Source organism: Microbacterium sp. NPDC060117, assembly GCF_042729315.1.
In the GTDB taxonomy this organism is placed as follows: domain Bacteria; phylum Actinomycetota; class Actinomycetes; order Actinomycetales; family Microbacteriaceae; genus Microbacterium.
On record NZ_JBHWXR010000003.1, the window covers coordinates 437,566 to 455,701 of the forward strand.

Sequence of the window (18,136 nt, forward strand, 5' to 3'; positions counted from 1 at the left end):
TCCGCCCCCGCCTCAACCCCGAAGCACCCGCTCGTACACCTCGAGCATCGCCGCGGTCCGCGACGACTGCCGGAAGTCGGCGGCGACCTGCGGATCCGGTTCGGGCGCACGACCGGCCGCGATGTCCGACGCGGCGAGGCGCAGCGTCTCGGCGAGCGAGGCCACGCGTCCGGGCTCGTTGCCGACCGGGGGCACGGCCCACAGCCCGCCGCGCAGCTCGCTCGCGATGTCGGGGTCGCTCACGACCGTCGGGGTGCCCAGGGTCGCCGCCTCGAACGGCGTCATCCCCTGAGTCTCGAAGCCGATCGAGGTCTGCACGACGGCGTCCGCCACGGCGATCCTGGCGAGCACGTCGGCGTAGCCGATCCGCCCGGCGAAGTGGATGCCGGGTCGCCCGGCGCGTGCGGCGATGCGCTCGGCGGCGCGGCGCTCGCCTCCGCCGCCGACGATCTCGATGTCCGCGTCCACGTCGCTCGCGACGACGGCCTCCAGGAACGGCAGCAGACGCTTCTCCGGACTCATCCGACCGAGCCAGATGAAGCGCGGTCGGCCCGGCGCCCGCTCGCCCGGCGCCGCGGCGAGCACCTGCTCGCGCACCTCGTCGTCGATGCCGTTCCAGATGACGTCCACGGATCCGAAGACGCCGTGATGCTCGAGCCGGCGGGCGAAGTGCCCCGACGGCGCGGTTACCGCGCGCGACTCCGCGGCGATCCCCGCGAGGTACGCCCACCCGTCGGCACCGCGCGGCTGCATCCCGATCCCGCGCAGCGCCGCGCGCCGCCACAGGTTCAGCGCTCCGAGCACCGGCCGGTGCAGCGGGGTCACCGCGGCGATGCCCACGTCGACGCGGTTGTGCATCGTGTGCACGGCGGGAATGCCGTGCCGATGCGCGAAACGGTGCCCGATGAAGGCGCCCCAGAAGTCGGCCTGCACGTGCACGAGGTCCACCGGCGGACGGCGAGTGAGCGCCTGATCGAGGAAGCGGTCGGTGCGGCGCCCGGGCCAGGTCAGCGAGTACTCGCGGTCGGCCGTGATCGGGACCGAGGGGAGGTCGATGTAGCCGGGATCCCCCGCCGCGTCCGTGCCGCGCGCCGAGTGCATCCGTGGCGCGACGATCGTGACCGTGTGCCCCGCCCGCTCCAGGTACTTCCGCTGCAGCCGCATCGAGACCTGCGCCCCGCCCAGCGACTCGGCGTGCTGGTCGCCGAAGAAGACGATGTGCATCCGCGTCTACTCCGGCAGCGGCTCGTCGCGGTACAGCGCCTCGAAGGTGTCCAGCGTGCGGTTGATGTCGTGCACGGCCACACCGTCGAGCGAGGCCCGCTGCATCCGCTCGTACTCGGCCGGGCTCGCGGTGAGCACGTCGGTCAGGCGCGCGGCCAGCTCGTTGACGTTGCCGGGCTCGAACAGGTAGCCGTTCCCGCCGTCGTGCACGAGGTGCGGCAGCGCGACCGCGTCTGCGGCGACGATCGGCAGCGCCGACGCCATCGCCTCCATCGTCGCGATGGACTGCAGTTCGGCGATCGACGCGATCACGAAGAGCGACGCACGGCTCAGCAGCGCGCGCAGCTCGGCATCGGTCGTGCGCCCGTGGAAGGTCACCCGGTCGGCCAGCCCGAGCTGCTGCGCGAGCGCCTCGAGCTGTTTGCGCTGGTCTCCCCCGCCCACGATGTCGAATGTCACGTCGAGAGCCGGATCCAGTTTGGTCATCGCCTTGAGGATGACCTCGACCTGCTTCTCGGCCGTGAGCCGGCCGACGAACACGATGCGGTTCTTCTCACGCGGGCCGATGACCGGCGTGTACTGGGTGCGGTCGATCCCGCAGCTGATCGGGATGACGCCCTCGACGTCGATCGTGCGCTCGAGGAAGTCGGCCGCACGGCGGGTCGGCGTGGTCACCGCGCGGGTGAGTGCGAACGTGCGGGCGGCGTCGGCCCAGGCGAGCTTCAGGACGATGTCGTCGATGAACTTCGGCATCGTGGTGTGGTCGAGGATGTTCTCGGCCATCACGTGGTTCGTGGCGATCACGGGGATCCCGCGCTGGTGCGCGATCCGCGACAGCCCACGCCCGATCACGATGTGCGACTGGATGTGCACCACGTCGGGCTGCACCTCGTCGAGCACCGTGCGGGCGTAGTGCTTCGCGCGCCACGGCCAGACGAACCGCAGCCAGTCGTGCGGCGCCCAGCGCACCGACGGCAGCCGGTGCAGGGTCATTGCCTCACCCTCGATCACCTCGACGCGAGGCTTAGCCGTGCGGTACGCCTGATTGGGGGCGACGACGTGCACGTCGTGGCCGCGCTGCACCAGGCCAGCGGCGAGGCGCTCGGTGAACCGGGCGGCGCCGTTCACATCCGGCGAGAAGGTGTCTGCGCCGATGAGGATGGTGAGCGGGCGGGCCGCGGACTCGGCCGGGGCGGACGCGGCGGTGTCGGAGGTGGCCTGCGGGCGATGGTCGCCGGGGGAAGTCACGTGATTGCTGCCTTTTGCTGGGCCGCGGTGCCGGCGAGCACCTCATCGGCCGCTCGAACCCCGCGGAGATGGCCTGGATCGGGCGCTGGCCACTCTACCCGAGGGGCCTGGGGATCCGGCGGAGGCGGATCCGGCACGGCATCGCACGGCGGAAGGCCGGCCCGCTGATCGCAGGACCGGCCCTCCGCGCGACTCAGGCCCCGAGCACGATCCTCTTGGCGTGGCCGTGTCCGTCGAGGTCGAACTCCAGGGTGAGCGGCGACGTGCCGACGACCCGCACGCCATCGTCGCCCTCGACCACGGTCGACTGCGCGACGCCGGCGAGCACGATCCGCGCCGTGGTCTGGGTGCGGCTCGGGTCGGAGAGCGCCACGGTGGTGCGGCCCGCATCGGCGCGCACCGCGACCGAGCAGGGCCCGCTCACCGTCACCCCGTACGCGGGTGTCGCGCCGGACGGCGTGGCCTGGAAGAAGTTCGCGAGGACGAGCCCCTGACCCGCCACGCGGATCACCTGGGCCTGCGCGTTGTTCGCCAGAACCTCGACCGTCGGCGAATCCGACTCGGTGAACGTGACGGAGTGCGCGACGTTCGGCAGCACCATGTAGGCGTAGCCCCCGCCGGACGGGTTCGTGCCGTGGTGGTGGGTGACGGTGACGTAGTCCCGGCTCTTCACGTCGGTCGTGCCACCGGTGTCGGATCCGGAGTTGATCGTCTGCCAGTCGCCGGAGCGGGGCACGACCTGCACGTCGATCGTGCCCGAGACGTTCTCGCCCTTGAGGAAGACGTATCCGCCGTGCCCCATGATGTGCACGTTGCGCTTCACCGTGATGGCGCCGTCGGCCGCGGTGAGCACCCGGTTGCGGTTGTCGGTGCGCACGTTCGGCACGGTGCCGGGCGCGAACGAGCGGTTGTCGATCGTGGTGAACACGTCGTTCCCGGAGGCCGAGGCGATCGCCGCGCCCAGGCACACCACCTTGTCGTCGAGAAAGAACCAGGACTTGCGGGCGCTGAGCGACTTGTCGAAGTTGAGGTGGTCCATACCCTGGACGCCCCAGCGCTCATCGAGCGCGAGACCGCCGCCGAACGCCTGGAACGCCCGCGGGATGCCGGTGCCGTCCGTGGCTCCGTTGGCCCGCGTCGCCGCCGTGACCGTCGTGCCGGGAAGCCGGTACGGATCGACCGTGGGCCAGAAGTCGGCGCTGTACTGCGCCGGATCCGCAGAGCTGTAGAAGAAGGTCATGCCGTCGCCCTGATACCAGCCGAGGTTGTTCTCGCGGTTGCCCCACTCGTAGCGGCCGATCCGCTTCGAGGAGAGATTGACCACGGCGCTGAAGCCGGGGCGGTGGTGCACGAGGCGGTCCTGGTCTCCGAACGCCCTGGTGTAGACCGGTGCGTCGGCCGGCGTCACGCTGTCGTCGCCGAGGATCGAGGTCACCAGCAGCGATTTCGCCACGGTCTGCGTGGGCAGGCCGTACAGCTTCTCGTCGGTGCAGCGCTGCAGCCAGCCCTTCACCAGCGAGAGGTAGCGACTGCGGTACGGCTCCCCCGCGCCCGGGGCGAGCAGCAGGATCGCGGTGATCGCCGCGGCGCCGTCGACATAGTCGGGCTCGGCCTGTCGCGACACCGCCCGGCCGCGGACGGTCTCCATCATCCGGCCGTTCCAGATGAAGGGGGCGTAGGAGGCCTCGACCGCGTCGAGGACCACCGACTTCTTCGGATCCGTGACCTCCCAGTCGCTGCCGCCGAGGAGGCCCAGGATCTCGGCGATGCCGCCGAGCGTGACCACGCCGTAGGTCCCGACGTAGGGCAGGTAGGTGTGCTGGACGAAGGATCCGTCGGCGTAGAAGCCGTCGCCGCTCGTGACGTAGCCGAACACGCCGTTCTTCCCCGCTCGCACCGTGTCGCTGAGGGCGTCGCGGGCGAGCGCGATCTCGTCCGGCCGCCCGTCGAGGATCCCGCGCAGCGCGCAGGACAGCGCCTTGTCGGTGCGGTTCGCGCCCGTCTCGGCGAGGCTCGTACCGCGTCCGCGCCAGTTCGGATCCGGGGTGAAGTAGCGCGCGGCCGCCAGGAGCGCGGTGCGCACATCGGCCGGGATCTCGTCGTGCAGCAGGATGCAGATGTCGGCCGCCTTGCGCGGCACGCCGATCTCCCAGAACCACCAGTTGCCGACCGCGGACTTGCCCGCCTTGTAGACGTTCGCACTGAGCCACGTCAAGGCATCCACGAGGTCGGCGGCGAGCGCGGCATCGCCGTACTGCGCGCACCCCGCGGTCGCGTGGGCGAGCGCGAGGTCGAAGATGCGGTTGAACGTCACGCCCATGTTGCCGGACAGGACCGTGCCCGTCACGCCCGAGAGCGGCAGGTCGGGCCAGATGCCGGGGGATGCCGCTGGTCGCACCATCGCGTTCCACGACGCGGTCGCCGCGGCGCTCATGCCGTTCAGCACGTCGGCGAGCTCGGGGATGGATGCCGCGCTGCCGTCGCCGGCCAGCATGACGCGACGGCGCTCGATGAGCACGGCGAGCGGGTCGTCGGCGGCGGCGGGGACGCGGCCGGACAGCGGCCGGGCGCTCGCGGATTCGCCGGCGACGGCGACGAGAGCGCCGGCGCCGAGCAGTCCGAGCAGGGTGCGGCGGTTCATCTCAAGGGGGGACATCATCGGCCTCCGGGTCGTTCGGGGAAGGATTCGCGCACCATGGTATGCGCTTTCCCATCCGAATAGTAGAGGCGATGTACATATTTCACGACGTGGCGGACGCACGGCTGGCCCCCACCTTCGCCCCCTACGCTCGGAGCATGCGCCTGCTCGCCGACGCCGACCCCGCACGCTGGATCCCCGTGACCGGATCCCTCGGCCTGCGCGGCCGTCGACATCGCAAGGCGGCGATCCGGATGCTGCTCGGCCAGGCCGGTGCGGCCGTCGGCGCGGAGGCGCGCCCCGGGTCCGGCTTCGGCGCCTGGGCGCTCAGCCAGGCCGCCCCCTTCCTCATGCGCAAGGCCGACGGCCGGGTGCTGGTGTGGACCTGGAAGGCGGAGCCCGAGCTCATCGTGGCGATGGCGAGCGCGCAGGAGCTCACCCCGCAGGTGCGCACCGCCCGCGCGATGATGCCGATGGAGTACGACGACACCGAGGAGTTCCGCAACCCCTACCTGGGCGCCGGGGAGAAGCTCGTGGTGCCGCTTCCACAGCCCGGCCCCACGGGTCAGTCGGCGCCGCCGTTCGCGACGTACACCTGGGACACCGGCACGCACCTCATCACGCTGCAGGCCGTGTGCGCCGATCGGGAGCGATTCGGCACCGTGATCTCCGCCGTCGACGAGATCGCGCGCACACTGCGCACCGCGGACGACCTCGCCGTGGGCGAAGCCGGCCCGGTGCTGCGGCTGCCGCCCGCGTGAGCGCGCCGCTCGCCTGAACCCGCCGGCCCGGGTGCTGCGACTGCCGCCCGCGTGGCGGGCCCATCGGCAGGACCGCCGCGCCGGAGCGTGCTCAGTCGAGCCCGCGCTCGTCCAGCCACTGCCGGGCGAGCGCCTTGGGCGCCCGCAGAAGCCAGGCGTCGGCGATGACCTCGCCGAGGTGTTCGGGCGCGATCGCGTCGAGCCGCAGCAGCACGGCGGGGTAGCCCGTGAAGTGCGGGATGGTGAAGAACACGTCCGGATCCGCCGCGATCAGCTCCTCGGCGAGGGCCGCCGTCTCCGTGCGCACCGCGAGCACCGGGCCGTCCGGCCAGGTGCGGCCGAGTTCGGCGAGCTGGGCCAGATCCGTCTTCCGCGGCCCTCGCATCCACGCGACCTGGCCTCCGTTGCAGCGCCAGGCGGGTTCCCCGGTGTGACCGCCGACCCGCTCCTCGACGCCCGGCAGGGCGAGGGCCAGCGCGCGGACATCGTCGATCGTCGCCATGGATCCGATCCTCGTCCCGTCCGGGACGCGGATCAAGGGCGGGCGGTTGCAGGACGCCGCGACGGATGCAGGACGGATCCGGCGATCCCTTCGTGCATCCGTCGCGGGACCCTGCAGGCGTACTGCCCGCGGGCTCAGGAGCGCCGGCACTCCAGCAGCGTCACACCCGAGTCGAACGCGGTGGCGGCGGTCCGTGTGAACGCCGTGGGGGCGTAGCCGCTGCGCCCGAACATCGGGATCCCGTCGCCGAAGAGCACGGGGTTGACCTTCAGGACGAGGCGGTCGATCTCGCCCACGAGCGACGCGGCGAGCGCCCCGCCCCCACACAGCCAGATGCCGGCGCCGTCTTGCGCCTTGAGTTCGCGCACGACGTCGACCGGGTCGCGGTCGGTGAACTCGACTCCCTCGACCGGATCCGGATCTCGCCGCGTGAAGACCATCTGACGCAGGTGGGCGTACGGGCTGGGCATCGCCGGCAGACCGACCGCGTAGGTGTTCCAGCCCATCAGGACGGTGTCGAACGCGGTGCGGTTCTGCGCGATGCCCAGTGCGTCCGCGAACGACGTGGGGATGGCATCGGCGAAGCGGGCGTTGATCGCCGCCATGTGGTCGCCCTCGAACAGGAAGGCGTCGAACTGCCCCTCGGGCCCGGCGATGAAGCCATCCAGGCTGACCGCCACGTAGTAGGTGAGTTCTCGCATAGGTCCTCCGATCGTCGAGCACCCATCCACGACAGGTGCAGTGATTGGGAGACTACAACAGATGTTGTGGTTGCGCTACTCTGAGGGCATGGCGAAGAACGAAGCCCGCAGGAACGCCCTCGCCGACGCCGGCATCGCCGTGCTCGCACGAGAGGGGTCGCGCGGACTCACCCATCGCGCGGTCGATGACGCCGCCGGCGTGCCGACGGGCACGGCCTCGAACTACTTCCGCAGCAGGGAGGCGCTGATCGCCGGCCTGTTCCAGCGCATCGGGGAGCGCCTCGCCCCCACGCCGGAGGATCTGGCGCACCGTGCCGCCCAGACGCCGAGCCCCGCCCTGTTCGCCGACTACATGCGCGACATCGTGCGCCGGCTCCTCGGCGAGCGCGAGGTCACGCTCGCACTGTTCGAGCTGCGGCTCGAGGCTGCGCGGCGACCGGAGCTCGCCGCCGCGCTGGAGGAATGGCAGCGCGCGGGCTTCGAGGGCGATGTCGCCTTCAACGCGGCCGCGGGGCTCCCGGGCGGACGCGCGGAGATCGCGCTGTTCCACTACGCGATCGAGGGCCTCGTCTTCGACCGGCTCACGTCGTCGATCGACCCCGCCACTCCGACCGACGACGTCGTGGACGCACTGGTCGCAGGGCTGCTCCCCGGGGGGTGAGCGACCGCGGGTCACCGGCGGGTGGGTGTCAGAGGTTCACGTCCCCCACGAGGTTGACCCTGATCCCCATGCCGTCCAGCATCGCGGCCTTCGCGATGAGGGCCTTGTCCGCGGTCTCCGCATCGGGCGCGTAGACGAGCTGGGCGTGGTTGGCCTTGTGCCGGGCCATGAACTGATCCCGGCTCTGCCCGTGCAGCACGACGTGCGCGATCGGCCACTCCGGGTTCGTGGCATCCTTGCGGCGCTGCGTCTCCTCGTCCGGGAGCGCCACGACCGTGCCGCGGAACACGTCGGCCTGCAGCACCCCGTCGGCGATGAAGATCCGTGAGAGCACGACCTCGCCGGGCTTCGAGACGCCGTTGATCGTGGCGCCGCCGGCGGGGAAGAACACATGCCCCTGCCGCCAGCCCTCGGCCTTGTCCCAACCGCCGAGGTGCGAGGCCGGGACGGATCCGGAGATCTCGTAGACCCAGACGAACTCGCCGTCGTAGTCCTGGCCCCAGCGCACGTCGTGCAGCGTGTTGTCGGGCACGAGACCCATCGCCCGCCACACCCGGTCGGTCACGAGGGCATCGACCGCGACCCCCTCGTCGGCCTCGTTGAAGTGCGGGAAGGCGCGCCCCTCGTGCAGGATCCGGGATCCGTCGCGCGAGGTGACCGGCGGGCGCTCGGTGGAGTTCAGGATCCCCTCGGCGAGATCCGATGCGGGCACCAGATCCTTGAGGCCCTGCTGGTACTGGATCCCGACCGCGTCCAGGCCGAAGTCGTCGGCGATGCGGAGAGCGGCGATGTACATCTTCAGCTGCCACTGCACCTGCTCGCGGGTGAGCTCCGTGGCGGCGTCCGCGCCGTAGACGAACGTCATGCCGTGCGCGATGAGCCAGTCGTACGCGGCGTCGGCCTCGGCATCGGTCACGTTCAGCATCTCCGCGTACAGCGCGGACTGCGACAGGCGCTCCTTGTAGATGCCGGTCTGATTGAGCAGTTCGTCGTCGAAGATCGCGTTGTACATGCCCATGCAGCCCTCGTCGAAGACGCCGATGATGGCCTTGTCGGCGCGCAGCTGCGCGGCGAGCGCCTCGCCGAGCTGCTTCTCCGGGCTGTCGGGGAGTTCCGGAAGGGCGCGCACATGCGAGGCGTCGTGCGTGATGCGGCCGGTCTCGGTCCACTCCTTCAGCGCCTCGCGGAACCAGTCGTCGGTGAAGTCGACCGACCAGACGGTGGAGTAGGGCTTGCCCATCTTCGTGAGCCCGGCGTTGAGCCCGAGCAGCCCCACGAGTCCCGGCCAGTCCGGCGCGAAGTTCGCCGTGGTGAGGATCGGCCCGCGGTGCGTGCGCAGCCCCGCCAGCACGTGGTGCGAGTACTGCCAATTCGCCGTCGCGACGATCAGCGGGGCGTCGTCGGGGATCGCTTTGAACACCTCCATGCCCATCCGCTGGCTGGAGATATAGCCGTGGCCCGTGGCCGGATCCACGCCGAAGGGGCGGATGACCGTCCACCCCAAGTCCGCGAAGGCCGCGGTGACCGCCGCCTCCGTCGCCGCCTGCACCGGCCAGCCCGCGATATTCGCCGATTCACGGAGGTCGCCGGAGGTGATCAAGTAGGCAGTCTTCGGCGCGGAGGCGGGGCGCTCGGTCGGCGCGGGGATGACGTAGCTCATGGGGTTCTCCGTTGCTGGGTGGTGGTCTCATCGGTGGTGCCGGTGGGCCGCGGGATGGTGCGGGTCTCGCCGGCGTCGAGGTGCAGGTCGCGCGCGAGGGCCGCGTCGTGCAGACGCAGCTCGGCGAGATCGAGCACGCCGCCGTCGACGTGCAGGGTCAGGGCGCCCCGGTCTGCCTCGGCGCGACCCCACCCGGTTCCGGTGGTGAACAGGAACCGCGCCGGCCCACCCTCGGCGAAGGCGCCGGAGGCCGGAGCGAAGGACAGGGTGCGCGCGGGCGCATCCCATTGCGCGCCGCTCGCGGCGAGCAGCAGCGCCCAGGATGCGAGGGAGCGGGCGTAGTGGTTGCCGCACTCGATCTCGTTCCACGGATTGCGGTGCACCCCGTCGTAGCGAGCGCGCACCGTGCGTTCGACGAGCAGGGCGTCCTCGACCCGCCCCGCGTAGAGCAGCGACGCTGCCACCTGGTGCTCGATCCCGGTCCACACCTCGTCCGAGTAGACGAACGGGATCGCCGGGCGCCCGCCGCGCGGCCACGACGCGAGCAGCAGCCCGCCCTCGTCGTTCAGGGCGTACACGCGCTGGGTGCTCTCGTGCGCGGATAGGTCGGCTCTGTGGTTGTGCGCCACGACCGCGGCGAGCGCCGAGTCGAGATGCTCCGGCGGCAGGAGCGCGCCGAGCCCGTTCACCCAGGCGTGGAACTGCCCCAGCAGCTGATCCGAGAGCACGCCGTCGCCGTACTGGTAGCGGTGCGCGTCGACGTCGTCGATCACCTGCCGGTAGTACTCGCCGTTGAACAGCACGTCATCCATCGCCGCGGCCACATGATCGGCGCGGGTCGACCAGTCGCGGGCGCGCTCCGCCTCGCCGAGGTGGGCCGCCATCCGGGATCCGGCGCGGAGCGCGGCGAGGTGGATGCCGTTGGCGAGCGGATCGATCCCGTGGAACTCGATGTCGTAGGTGTTGTGCAGCTCGCCGTCCAGCAGGCCGTCGCCGTCGCGATCCCATTCCCGGATGGCATGTTCCAGGGTGCGCACCGCCGCCGGCCAGAGCTCGCGCAGGAACGCGTCGCCGCCGGAGAACCGCCATTCGCGATGCAGCCGCAGGAGGGTTCCGAGCTGGCCGTCGACCGCCGGACCGATGAACCACGAGGAGGATCCGAAGACCCGATTGCCGCGGAACCTCTGCGCCCCCTGCGCGTCGGTCTCGAGCAGGAACTCCGGGCGGCGGGCACTGCGCTCGAGCGCGGGGAACAGCCAGGCGACGCTCTGCGCGTAGGACCAGACGTGGGTGCAGGTGCCCTCGCAGGAGCCGCCGTGGTCGAAGGATCCCTCCCACGCGGCGAACACCGGCCCCTCCCCCAGGACCGGGTTCGGCGACTCCAGGACGAAGCAGGTGGTGGAGCGCACCGCGGCGATGTTCGCCCCGGCGGCTTCGGCGAGCACGGGATCCAGGGTGCCGCCGTACAGGGCCTCGACGAAGGCGTCGGTGGCGGCCTCGAGTGCGGGCAGCTCGCCGTGCAGATGGGTCGCGGCGGCCCAGGCGTCGGGCCAGAGCGTCGCGTAGTGGTTGCGCACGATCGGCGGGAGCGACGGATCCACCGGCTCGTCGTCCATGATGATGTGCCCGTGCCAGCCGCGGCGGCGGTTCGGGAACGACCAGCTCAGCACGAACTCGAAGTCGCGCGCCTCGCCGGGCGCGAGCGTGTGCACGATGCCCAGGGACCCGGTGCGCAGCCGGGGAAGCTTGGCGAGCATCTCCTGCTCGGTGAGCGGCGGGGCGTCCGGGTCCGCATCCCTCTCCGCGAACAGGCCGCGCGGGCGGTCCTCGAGTGTGAGCCGCGGCTCGGGGTCGAGCAGTCCGTCGGCCGTGAGATCGCTCCAGAACATGCGGGCGCCGTCGGGCCAGTAGCTCGTGACCCACTGCGGCTTGACGGTGGTGGACGCGTCGGTCGTGGTGAGGGCGAGAGTGCCGTAGCCGGGGTCGTCCTCGGGCAGGTCGATGTCGAAGTCGAGGCCGCGCACGGCGCCGTCGTCGCGCCAGCGCACGGTCTGCGTGCCGCGCATGCCCCAGGGCGCGTCCGGTCTGGGCTCCCCACGGCCGGCCGTGTGCGAGACGCTGCCGACGATCGTGACCGCGACCGGCGCATCGCCGGGGTTGGCGACCCGGTATCGCAGCACCGCCGCGGGGATCCCGGAGGCGTCGGCGTCGAGCGGCACGAGCGGGGTGAACGCGTGCAGCGACACCTCCACGGGCAGCACGCGGTCGGCGAAGTCGATGTCGACCACGGGGTACTCGCCGCGCATCGTGGCGGCGTCGAGCCGCGGCAGACCCGCGAGGTCGTCGAAGGAGAATCCGGCGTCGAGGTCGCGCCGGCCGGTCACGCGCGCCTCGAGCACGCGGGTGACCGGATCCGCCCCCTCCGGCGCCGCGTGGATCGCGAAGAACGTGCGGGGATTGCGGCGGTCCTTGTCGGGATGGTTCTCGAGCTCCCAGTCGCGCAGCTCGCCACGGGCGCCGAGGGACACGTTGCCGGTGCCGATACCGCCCAGCAGGAACGCCGCGCGCTCCGCGGTGTGCGGGATGGGGCGGGCGCGGCGCGTCATGCGGACACCTCCTTCTCGTCGTCGGCCCTCTGCTGCGCCGCGAGCTCGTGCACGACGTCGGCGGTGCCCGCGTAGAGACGCAGGTAGCGGTCGAACAGCGCGTCGTAGACCGGGGCAAGTGCGGGGTCGGGGGTGATCGTGGCGACGACCGGGTTCCAATCCGCGATCGCGGGGGCCGGATCGGAGACCGCGCCCGCCGCGAGGAAGGCCGCGCCGTAGCTCGCACCGATCGTCACCTCGGGCACCTCCTGCACGAGCCCGGTGACGTCGGACACGATCTGCAGCCAGAGCCGGCCCTGCGTGCCGCCGCCCACCGCCACGATCCGGCGGATGTCCGCCCCCGCGTCGCGCATGGTCTGCACGTTGTGCCGCACCCCGAGTGCGGTGGCCTCCAGCGCGGCCCGGTACAGGTCGCCGCGGCCGTGCGCGAGGGTGAGGCCGGCGATCACGCCGCGGGCGTCCGGATCCTGGATCGGCGTGCGCTCCCCGGCGAAGTAGGGCAGCATCACGAGCCCGCGCGCGCCGGCGCCCGAGGTCTCGGCCTCGGCGAGCAGCTCGGGATAGTCGGATCCCGTGAGATCGGTCAGCCAGGCGGTGAGCGCGCCGGACGTCGACAGGCCTCCGGCGAGGTTGCGGGTGCCCGCGAAGGCGCCCGCTGTGGTCCACATCGAGGGGGTGCGGAGGGTCTCGTCCCCGGTCGCGATGAGGAACATGGTCGTCCCGTACATGAGCATGAGGTCGCCGGCGCCGTGCGCGCCGACGCTGACCGCCTCGGTCCAGGCGTCGATCGTGCCCGCGATGACGGGCGTGCCCTCGGCGATCCCGGTGGCCGCCGCCGCCTCGGCCGACACGACGCCGGCGACATCGCCCGCCCAGAGCAGGGCGGGCTGCTCGAGGGGCGCCGCATACCGTTGCCACCACTCGTCGCGCCAGCGCTCGCGCTCGATGTCGTACAGCGGCGAGACCTGACTCGCGGACTGGTGGTCGAGCACGTAGGCGCCTGTGAGCCGGTGCGCGAGCCACGAGGCCGGCATGAAGAGCCGCCGCGCGCGCCGCCAAGACAGTGGATCCTCGTCGTGGATCCAGAGGATCTTGGGGCCGCCCGCCTGCGAGGTGAGTTCGGATCCGCCCACGCGCGTGATCTCCGCGACTCCGAGATCCGCTGTCATCCCGTCGATCTGCTCCCCGGCGCGGGTGTCGACGCCGTAGAGGATGGCAGGGCGGACGGGCTCGCCCGCCTCGTCGGCCAGCAGGATGCACGGTCCCATGCCGCTCACGCCGACCGCGGTGATCTCGGCGTCGGGCACGCCGGTCAGCAGCTCGCGAGTCAGCGAGACGAACTCGTCCCACCAGATCCCGCCGTCCATCTCGACCCATCCGATGCGCGGGCGGCTCACCTCATGCGTCCGCGTCGCCTGCGCGATGATCGCGCCGCCGGCATCGACGAGGACGCCCTTGCTGCTGGAGGTGCCGATGTCGACACCGATGGTGCACCGCACGCGCATCCTCCTCGATCGCTCGCCCTGACCGGACGGCGATCACACTACGCGAAATCGATTTCAAGCGCAATCGGTTGAAATCGCACGGCGCGTGGCGCGGGACCGGTACGAGCATGCACCGGTTTCGTGAAACCGAGTTCAGCGCGAGACGGTCGCAGCCTGGATCTCGTTGCGGAGCACGATCGTGCGCGCCGGCTGATCGTCGCCGCCGATCCGATCGAGCAGCATGCGGGCCGCGGTCACGCCCATATGCCGCGCCGGCAGGCGCACCACGGTGACCACGCTCGGCGACAGCGTCGTGAACGGCAGCGAGCCGACGACCGCGACGCCCATCGCGGGCGGGGTGAGACCGTGCTCGGTGAGCACCTGGATGGCGCCGACGCCGATGAGGTTGTTTCCCGCGACCACGGCGTCCGGCGGTTCGGGGAGCGCCAGCAGCTGCTCCATGGTCTCGCGGCCGCCGTCCACCCGGAAGGAGGAGAATCGCAGCAGCTCTGGGGCGACGGGAAGGTCGTGAGCGGCGAGAGCCATCCGCCATCCGTCCGCGCGCTCGACGGCCGTCTCGATGTGCTCGGGACCGGCGATGTGGGCGATACGCGTGTATCCGGCCGCGATCAGCTGTTCGGTCGCGCTGCGGCCGGCGTCGCGATTCGCCATCACCACGCCGTCGATGTCGTAGCCCGTGCCGCGGTCGACCGCGACGACCGGACGCCCCGCCGCCATGATCTCGTCGAGGCTGGTGCGGTCGGAGGCCGCGGCGAGGATCACCCCCGACATGTGCTCGGCGATCGCGATCCGCAGATACGTCTGCTCCTTCTCGACCTGCGCGTCGGAGTTGCACAGCACCACGGAGAAGCCGGCCTCGGAGGCGACATCCTCGACCCCGCGCGCCATCTCGGTGAAGTAGGGGTTCTCGATGTCGGGGATCACGAGCGCGATCACCTCGGAACTCTGCCGGCGGAGGGTGCGCGCGGTCCGGTTCGGGAAGAACTTCAGCTGCGCGGCGGCCTGGCGCACGGCCGCGACCTTCTCGTCGGAGACGCCGACGCCGTTGAAGACGCGCGATACCGTCGCCGGGGACACGCCCGCGAGACGCGCCACGTCATAGATGGTCGCCATCCCGCCCTGCCTTCTGTTGTCCGTCAGGACACACTACCGCGATGAAATCGATTGCAACAGTTCCGAGGAATCGGTAGGGTGGCCGCACGCGCTGCCACGCTCTGCGCGCGGATCCACCCACTCCACACGAGGATGTGCCCCGTCATGACCCTTCCCGACCTGTCCTCCCTGTCCGCCCTGCGGACCGTGCAGACCCGGTCCATCTCCCCGGAGAACTTCGACGGCGCCGTCGGCGGCGGCGCCCGCGCGACCGAGGGCACCGGTGCGGACTGCGCGCGCGACCTCGGCCCCGGCTGGAAGATCTCGCCGAGCGTCGACATCAAGGCCGGTGACACGTTCGATCTCGCCGCGATCGACGGCCCCGGCCGGATCACGCACATCTGGATCACCACGCACACCGACAACTGGCGCACCCTGATCCTGCGCGCGTACTGGGACGGCGCGTCCGAGCCCGCCGTCGAGGTGCCCTACGGCGACTTCTTCTGCAACGGCTGGGGCGTCTTCGCGCAGGTGAACTCGCAGGTGATCGCCGCGAACCCGCACGGCGGCTTCAACTCCTATTGGCCGATGCCGTTCCGCGACGGCGCCCGCCTCACGATCGAGAACACCTCCGAGGTCGACGTGCGCGTCTACTACCAGGTGACCTACGAGATCGGAGGCGACTACTCCGCCGACGGGTACTTCCACGCGCAGTGGCGCCGGTCGAACCCGCTCGAGGAGCTCGTGCCGCACACCATCCTGGAAGGGATCGAGGGCCGGGGCCAGTACGTCGGGACGTACATCGCATGGGGAGTGAACTCCAACGGCTGGTGGGGCGAGGGCGAGATCAAGTTCTATCTCGATGACGACACCGACCACCCGACGATCTGCGGCACCGGGACCGAGGACTACTTCGGCGGTGCGTGGAACTTCGACATCCCCGGCCAGGGGTACACGGCGTTCTCGACGCCCTACCTGGGCATGCCCCAGGTGATCCGCCCCGACGGGCTCTACGTCTCGCAGCAGCGCTTCGGCATGTACCGCTGGCACCTCGCGGATCCGATCCACTTCTCCACCGGGCTGCCGAAGGTCGACATCCAGGCACTGGGATGGCGCAGCGGCTGGCGCTACCTGCCGCTGCGCGACGACATCGCCTCCACGGCGATGTTCTACCTCGACCGGCCGACGGCCCGCCGTCCGAAGGCGCCCGCTGCCTCCGATATGGAGGTGCACCTAGGAACGGCCCCCGTGCCGGACCTGGGATCCACTCCCCCGCGCGCACCGCGCAGCTGACGCCGTCGCCGGCGGGCGGCGACGCGAAGAAAGGAGAGGGCGATGAAGCCCCTGACCAGGATCGCGGCGGGCGCCGCGATCACCTCCCTCGCCGTCGCCGCCTTCGCGGCGGCGGCCGCACCCCCGCCGGCCGTGGCCACCACCGCGACGACCCCGGCCACCGTCGTCGAGAAGCTCACCGGTCCGGATGCTCCCAACAACACCTGGGGCCGCTGGGACGTGAAGGCCACCGACCTCGGCATCCCGTGGGATGACGGATCCGGCCACGTGCTCACCGCTTTCGGCGACACCTTCGGCAACTCCTGGACCGGCCCCGGCGGCGGCGCTCCGCCGAACGGCAACTGGCGCAGCAACGTGCTGCTGCGCTCGAGCGACACCGACCTCGCCGACGGCATGCTCTTCGACCACGCCGCGCAGGATCCGCAGGGGATCGCGAAACAGATCATCCCGTCGAAGAAGGTCAACGGCGACGAGATCACCGTCATCCCGACGAGCGGCATCTCGGTCGGCGGGCGCCAGTACCTCGGCTTCATGTCGGTGCGCCAGTGGGGTCCGCCCGGGATGTGGGACACGAACCATGCGGGCATCGCGTACTCCGACGACGACGGAGAGACCTGGACCGTGTCCGACACCCGCTGGGACAACCCCGACGGCCACGATCCGTTCCAGATGCAGGCCTACGTGCAGAAGGGCGGCACGATCTACGTCTTCGGCACCCAGAACGGGCGCAACGGTCCGGCATCGGTGGCGAAGGTGCCCGCCCAGAAGCTGCTCGACAAGGCGTCCTACCGGTACTGGGACGGCGCGTCATGGAGCAAGGACGAATCGGCCGCGAAGCCGGTCATGGACGCGCCGATGAGCGAGATGTCGGTGCAGTGGGACGAGTACAGCAAGCGGTTCCTGATGATGACGCTCTCGGGCGAGGACATCATCCTGCGCACCGCGACCAGTCCCGAGGGCCCGTGGTCCCCGGCGCAGACGGTCGCGAGCTCGACCGACTACCCCGCGCTGTACGGCGGCTACTTCCACCCGTGGAACAAGAACGGCGAGATCTACTTCACGATGTCGCAGTGGAATCCGTACAACGTGTATCTGATGCACCTGCGCATCGACCGCAACGGCACGATCATCGATCCGAACCTCGTCGCGGATCCGAGCTTCGAGCGCGCGACGACGCTGGGCGACGGCACCGGTGGCACCTGGGGCGCGAAGCCCAACTCGGGCGTCGACAACGCTCCGGCCGCGGGCTTCACCGGCGACCACCGCGTCTTCGTGCGCTACAACGACGGGTGGCGGGACGTCTGGCAGGACGTGGCGGTGCAACCGCACACGTCCTACCGCCTGACCGCGTTCCTCCGCACCTCGGTGAACAGCGACGCCGGGTACTTCGGCGCCCGGTCGCCCGACGGCACGGTGATCTCCGAGGCGCACTTCGCGTCGGTGGGCGCGTGGACGCGCTTCACCGTGACGTTCGACTCCGGCGACCGCAACGCCGTGCAGCTCTACGGCGGCGTCTGGACGAACAGCGGCGACATCTGGATGCAGATGGACGACGTCGCGCTCGTGCGGGTGCCCTAGCCGCGGTCGCGGTTCACACGCAGGACGTCGCGACGGATGCAGGATCGGATCGCGGGATCCGTCCGGCATCCGTCGCGCGATCCTGCACCCGTCGCGGGAGACGTCCGCGCACTCAGGCCAGCGCGCGCACCGGGCCGCGCAGCACGGCACGGTCCAGGCCGTAGCGTCCGGCGCCCGTGAAGGCGAGGGCCAGCGCCCCCGCGCCGAGCACGGCGGCGAACTCCCACCCTCCGTCGCCGACCCAGATGCCGTTGCCGAGGTGCACGAGCACGATGGCCCCGACCATGTCGGCGGCCAGCAGCACGCCGACGGGGCGCGTGAACAGACCGGCGATGAGCAGGATCCCGCCGATGAGCTCGAGGAACGCGATCACGGGGCCGGCGATCTCGGGCAGCGGCGCGCCCATGCCGGCGAACGCCTGCACGGTGCCGGGCAGGGTGTACTCGAAGACCTTCTGGGCGCCGTGCGCGGCGAAGACGCCGCCGATCACGAGGCGCAGGACCAGGAGTCCGAGAGAGGCGGCGGGCTTCGTGGTGTTCGTCATTCCGGACATCTCCTTCGTGGCAGGACACGAGCTGCGAGCTCGCCTCGGGGCCTTTGCCCCGGTCTTCCACGCTACGGAGCCGACCCTGTTATGTTTCTGAACGCAGGCTCAATATCCGGTGAC

14 protein-coding genes are annotated in these 18,136 nt (G+C 71.1%); 4 read left to right on the forward strand and 10 right to left on the reverse strand.

Annotated elements, in window-relative coordinates; all coding sequences use genetic code 11:
* Nucleotides 1-12 precede the first annotated feature (12 nt).
* From ACFWCK_RS13760 to ACFWCK_RS13770, 3 genes are all read right to left on the reverse strand, one after another.
* Nucleotides 13-1,224, reverse strand: a complete 1,212-nt coding sequence (locus ACFWCK_RS13760; protein ID WP_378806375.1) for a glycosyltransferase family 4 protein — start codon at nucleotides 1,222-1,224, stop codon at nucleotides 13-15.
* 6 nt (nucleotides 1,225-1,230) lie between these two features.
* Nucleotides 1,231-2,472 (reverse strand): glycosyltransferase, encoded by a 1,242-nt coding sequence (locus tag ACFWCK_RS13765; RefSeq protein ID WP_378806376.1) that lies wholly within the window; start codon nucleotides 2,470-2,472, stop codon nucleotides 1,231-1,233.
* Nucleotides 2,473-2,665: 193 nt separating this feature from the next.
* On the reverse strand, nucleotides 2,666-5,113 hold the full coding sequence (locus ACFWCK_RS13770; protein WP_378806377.1) for a polysaccharide lyase 8 family protein: 2,448 nt from the start codon (nucleotides 5,111-5,113) through the stop codon (nucleotides 2,666-2,668).
* A 155-nt stretch (nucleotides 5,114-5,268) separates the two neighbouring features.
* Here ACFWCK_RS13770 and ACFWCK_RS13775 point away from each other — a divergent pair, with 155 nt between their 5' ends.
* Nucleotides 5,269-5,871 (forward strand): hypothetical protein, encoded by a 603-nt coding sequence (locus tag ACFWCK_RS13775; RefSeq protein WP_233311910.1) that lies wholly within the window; start codon nucleotides 5,269-5,271, stop codon nucleotides 5,869-5,871.
* A gap of 91 nt (nucleotides 5,872-5,962) precedes the next feature.
* Here the strand turns inward: ACFWCK_RS13775 and ACFWCK_RS13780 are convergent, their stop codons facing one another.
* Complete coding sequence (locus ACFWCK_RS13780; RefSeq protein ID WP_378806378.1) at nucleotides 5,963-6,373, reverse strand: MmcQ/YjbR family DNA-binding protein; 411 nt, start codon at nucleotides 6,371-6,373, stop codon at nucleotides 5,963-5,965.
* Between the two features lie 134 nt (nucleotides 6,374-6,507).
* Nucleotides 6,508-7,074, reverse strand: coding sequence for a dihydrofolate reductase family protein (locus tag ACFWCK_RS13785; protein WP_378806379.1), 567 nt, complete (start codon nucleotides 7,072-7,074; stop codon nucleotides 6,508-6,510).
* 88 nt (nucleotides 7,075-7,162) lie between these two features.
* Between ACFWCK_RS13785 and ACFWCK_RS13790 the strand changes: the two genes are divergently transcribed.
* The gene (locus tag ACFWCK_RS13790) at nucleotides 7,163-7,735 is read left to right on the forward strand and encodes a TetR/AcrR family transcriptional regulator (protein WP_378806380.1); all 573 of its coding nucleotides are present in this window, start codon (nucleotides 7,163-7,165) and stop codon (nucleotides 7,733-7,735) included.
* A 28-nt stretch (nucleotides 7,736-7,763) separates the two neighbouring features.
* Here ACFWCK_RS13790 and ACFWCK_RS13795 read toward each other — a convergent pair whose 3' ends face one another.
* From ACFWCK_RS13795 to ACFWCK_RS13810, 4 genes are all read right to left on the reverse strand, one after another.
* Nucleotides 7,764-9,395 carry a fucose isomerase gene (locus tag ACFWCK_RS13795; RefSeq protein WP_378806381.1) on the reverse strand — a complete coding sequence of 544 codons (1,632 nt, stop codon included), beginning with the start codon at nucleotides 9,393-9,395 and terminating at the stop codon, nucleotides 7,764-7,766.
* Entirely contained in the window at nucleotides 9,392-12,001 is a 2,610-nt protein-coding gene (locus ACFWCK_RS13800; RefSeq protein WP_378806382.1) for a GH116 family glycosyl-hydrolase, read from the reverse strand. The genes ACFWCK_RS13795 and ACFWCK_RS13800 overlap by 4 nt, the downstream gene beginning before the upstream one ends.
* A complete protein-coding gene (locus tag ACFWCK_RS13805; protein WP_378806383.1) occupies nucleotides 11,998-13,506 on the reverse strand; it encodes an FGGY-family carbohydrate kinase in 1,509 nt (502 codons plus the stop codon). Before ACFWCK_RS13805 ends, ACFWCK_RS13800 begins: the two co-directional genes overlap by 4 nt.
* Nucleotides 13,507-13,638: 132 nt before the next feature.
* Nucleotides 13,639-14,619, reverse strand: a complete 981-nt coding sequence (locus ACFWCK_RS13810) for a LacI family DNA-binding transcriptional regulator (protein WP_233311842.1) — start codon at nucleotides 14,617-14,619, stop codon at nucleotides 13,639-13,641.
* 144 nt (nucleotides 14,620-14,763) lie between these two features.
* Here ACFWCK_RS13810 and ACFWCK_RS13815 point away from each other — a divergent pair, with 144 nt between their 5' ends.
* A complete protein-coding gene (locus ACFWCK_RS13815) occupies nucleotides 14,764-15,891 on the forward strand; it encodes a glycoside hydrolase family 172 protein (protein WP_378806384.1) in 1,128 nt (375 codons plus the stop codon).
* Nucleotides 15,892-15,933: 42 nt separating this feature from the next.
* A complete protein-coding gene (locus tag ACFWCK_RS13820) occupies nucleotides 15,934-17,469 on the forward strand; it encodes a DUF4185 domain-containing protein (RefSeq protein WP_378806385.1) in 1,536 nt (511 codons plus the stop codon).
* Nucleotides 17,470-17,581: 112 nt separating this feature from the next.
* Here ACFWCK_RS13820 and ACFWCK_RS13825 read toward each other — a convergent pair whose 3' ends face one another.
* Nucleotides 17,582-18,013: a DoxX family protein gene (locus ACFWCK_RS13825; protein WP_378806386.1), complete on the reverse strand. Its 432-nt coding sequence runs from the start codon at nucleotides 18,011-18,013 to the stop codon at nucleotides 17,582-17,584.
* Nucleotides 18,014-18,136: the final 123 nt, after the last annotated feature.

What these genes read in the sequence shown, in the direction of transcription:
- ACFWCK_RS13800 (WP_378806382.1), bottom strand. Translation starts at nt 12,001, where the DNA reads ATGACGCGCCGCGCCCGCCCCATCCCGCACACCGCGGAGCGCGCGGCG.
- ACFWCK_RS13825 (WP_378806386.1), bottom strand. Translation starts at nt 18,013, where the DNA reads ATGACGAACACCACGAAGCCCGCCGCCTCTCTCGGACTCCTGGTCCTG.
- ACFWCK_RS13785 (WP_378806379.1), bottom strand. Translation starts at nt 7,074, where the DNA reads ATGCGAGAACTCACCTACTACGTGGCGGTCAGCCTGGATGGCTTCATC.
- ACFWCK_RS13780 (WP_378806378.1), bottom strand. Translation starts at nt 6,373, where the DNA reads ATGGCGACGATCGACGATGTCCGCGCGCTGGCCCTCGCCCTGCCGGGC.
- ACFWCK_RS13805 (WP_378806383.1), bottom strand. Translation starts at nt 13,506, where the DNA reads ATGCGCGTGCGGTGCACCATCGGTGTCGACATCGGCACCTCCAGCAGC.
- ACFWCK_RS13820 (WP_378806385.1), top strand. Translation starts at nt 15,934, where the DNA reads ATGAAGCCCCTGACCAGGATCGCGGCGGGCGCCGCGATCACCTCCCTC.
- ACFWCK_RS13775 (WP_233311910.1), top strand. Translation starts at nt 5,269, where the DNA reads ATGCGCCTGCTCGCCGACGCCGACCCCGCACGCTGGATCCCCGTGACC.
- ACFWCK_RS13815 (WP_378806384.1), top strand. Translation starts at nt 14,764, where the DNA reads ATGACCCTTCCCGACCTGTCCTCCCTGTCCGCCCTGCGGACCGTGCAG.
- ACFWCK_RS13790 (WP_378806380.1), top strand. Translation starts at nt 7,163, where the DNA reads ATGGCGAAGAACGAAGCCCGCAGGAACGCCCTCGCCGACGCCGGCATC.
- ACFWCK_RS13770 (WP_378806377.1), bottom strand. Translation starts at nt 5,113, where the DNA reads ATGAACCGCCGCACCCTGCTCGGACTGCTCGGCGCCGGCGCTCTCGTC.
- ACFWCK_RS13760 (WP_378806375.1), bottom strand. Translation starts at nt 1,224, where the DNA reads ATGCACATCGTCTTCTTCGGCGACCAGCACGCCGAGTCGCTGGGCGGG.
- ACFWCK_RS13795 (WP_378806381.1), bottom strand. Translation starts at nt 9,395, where the DNA reads ATGAGCTACGTCATCCCCGCGCCGACCGAGCGCCCCGCCTCCGCGCCG.
- ACFWCK_RS13810 (WP_233311842.1), bottom strand. Translation starts at nt 14,619, where the DNA reads ATGGCGACCATCTATGACGTGGCGCGTCTCGCGGGCGTGTCCCCGGCG.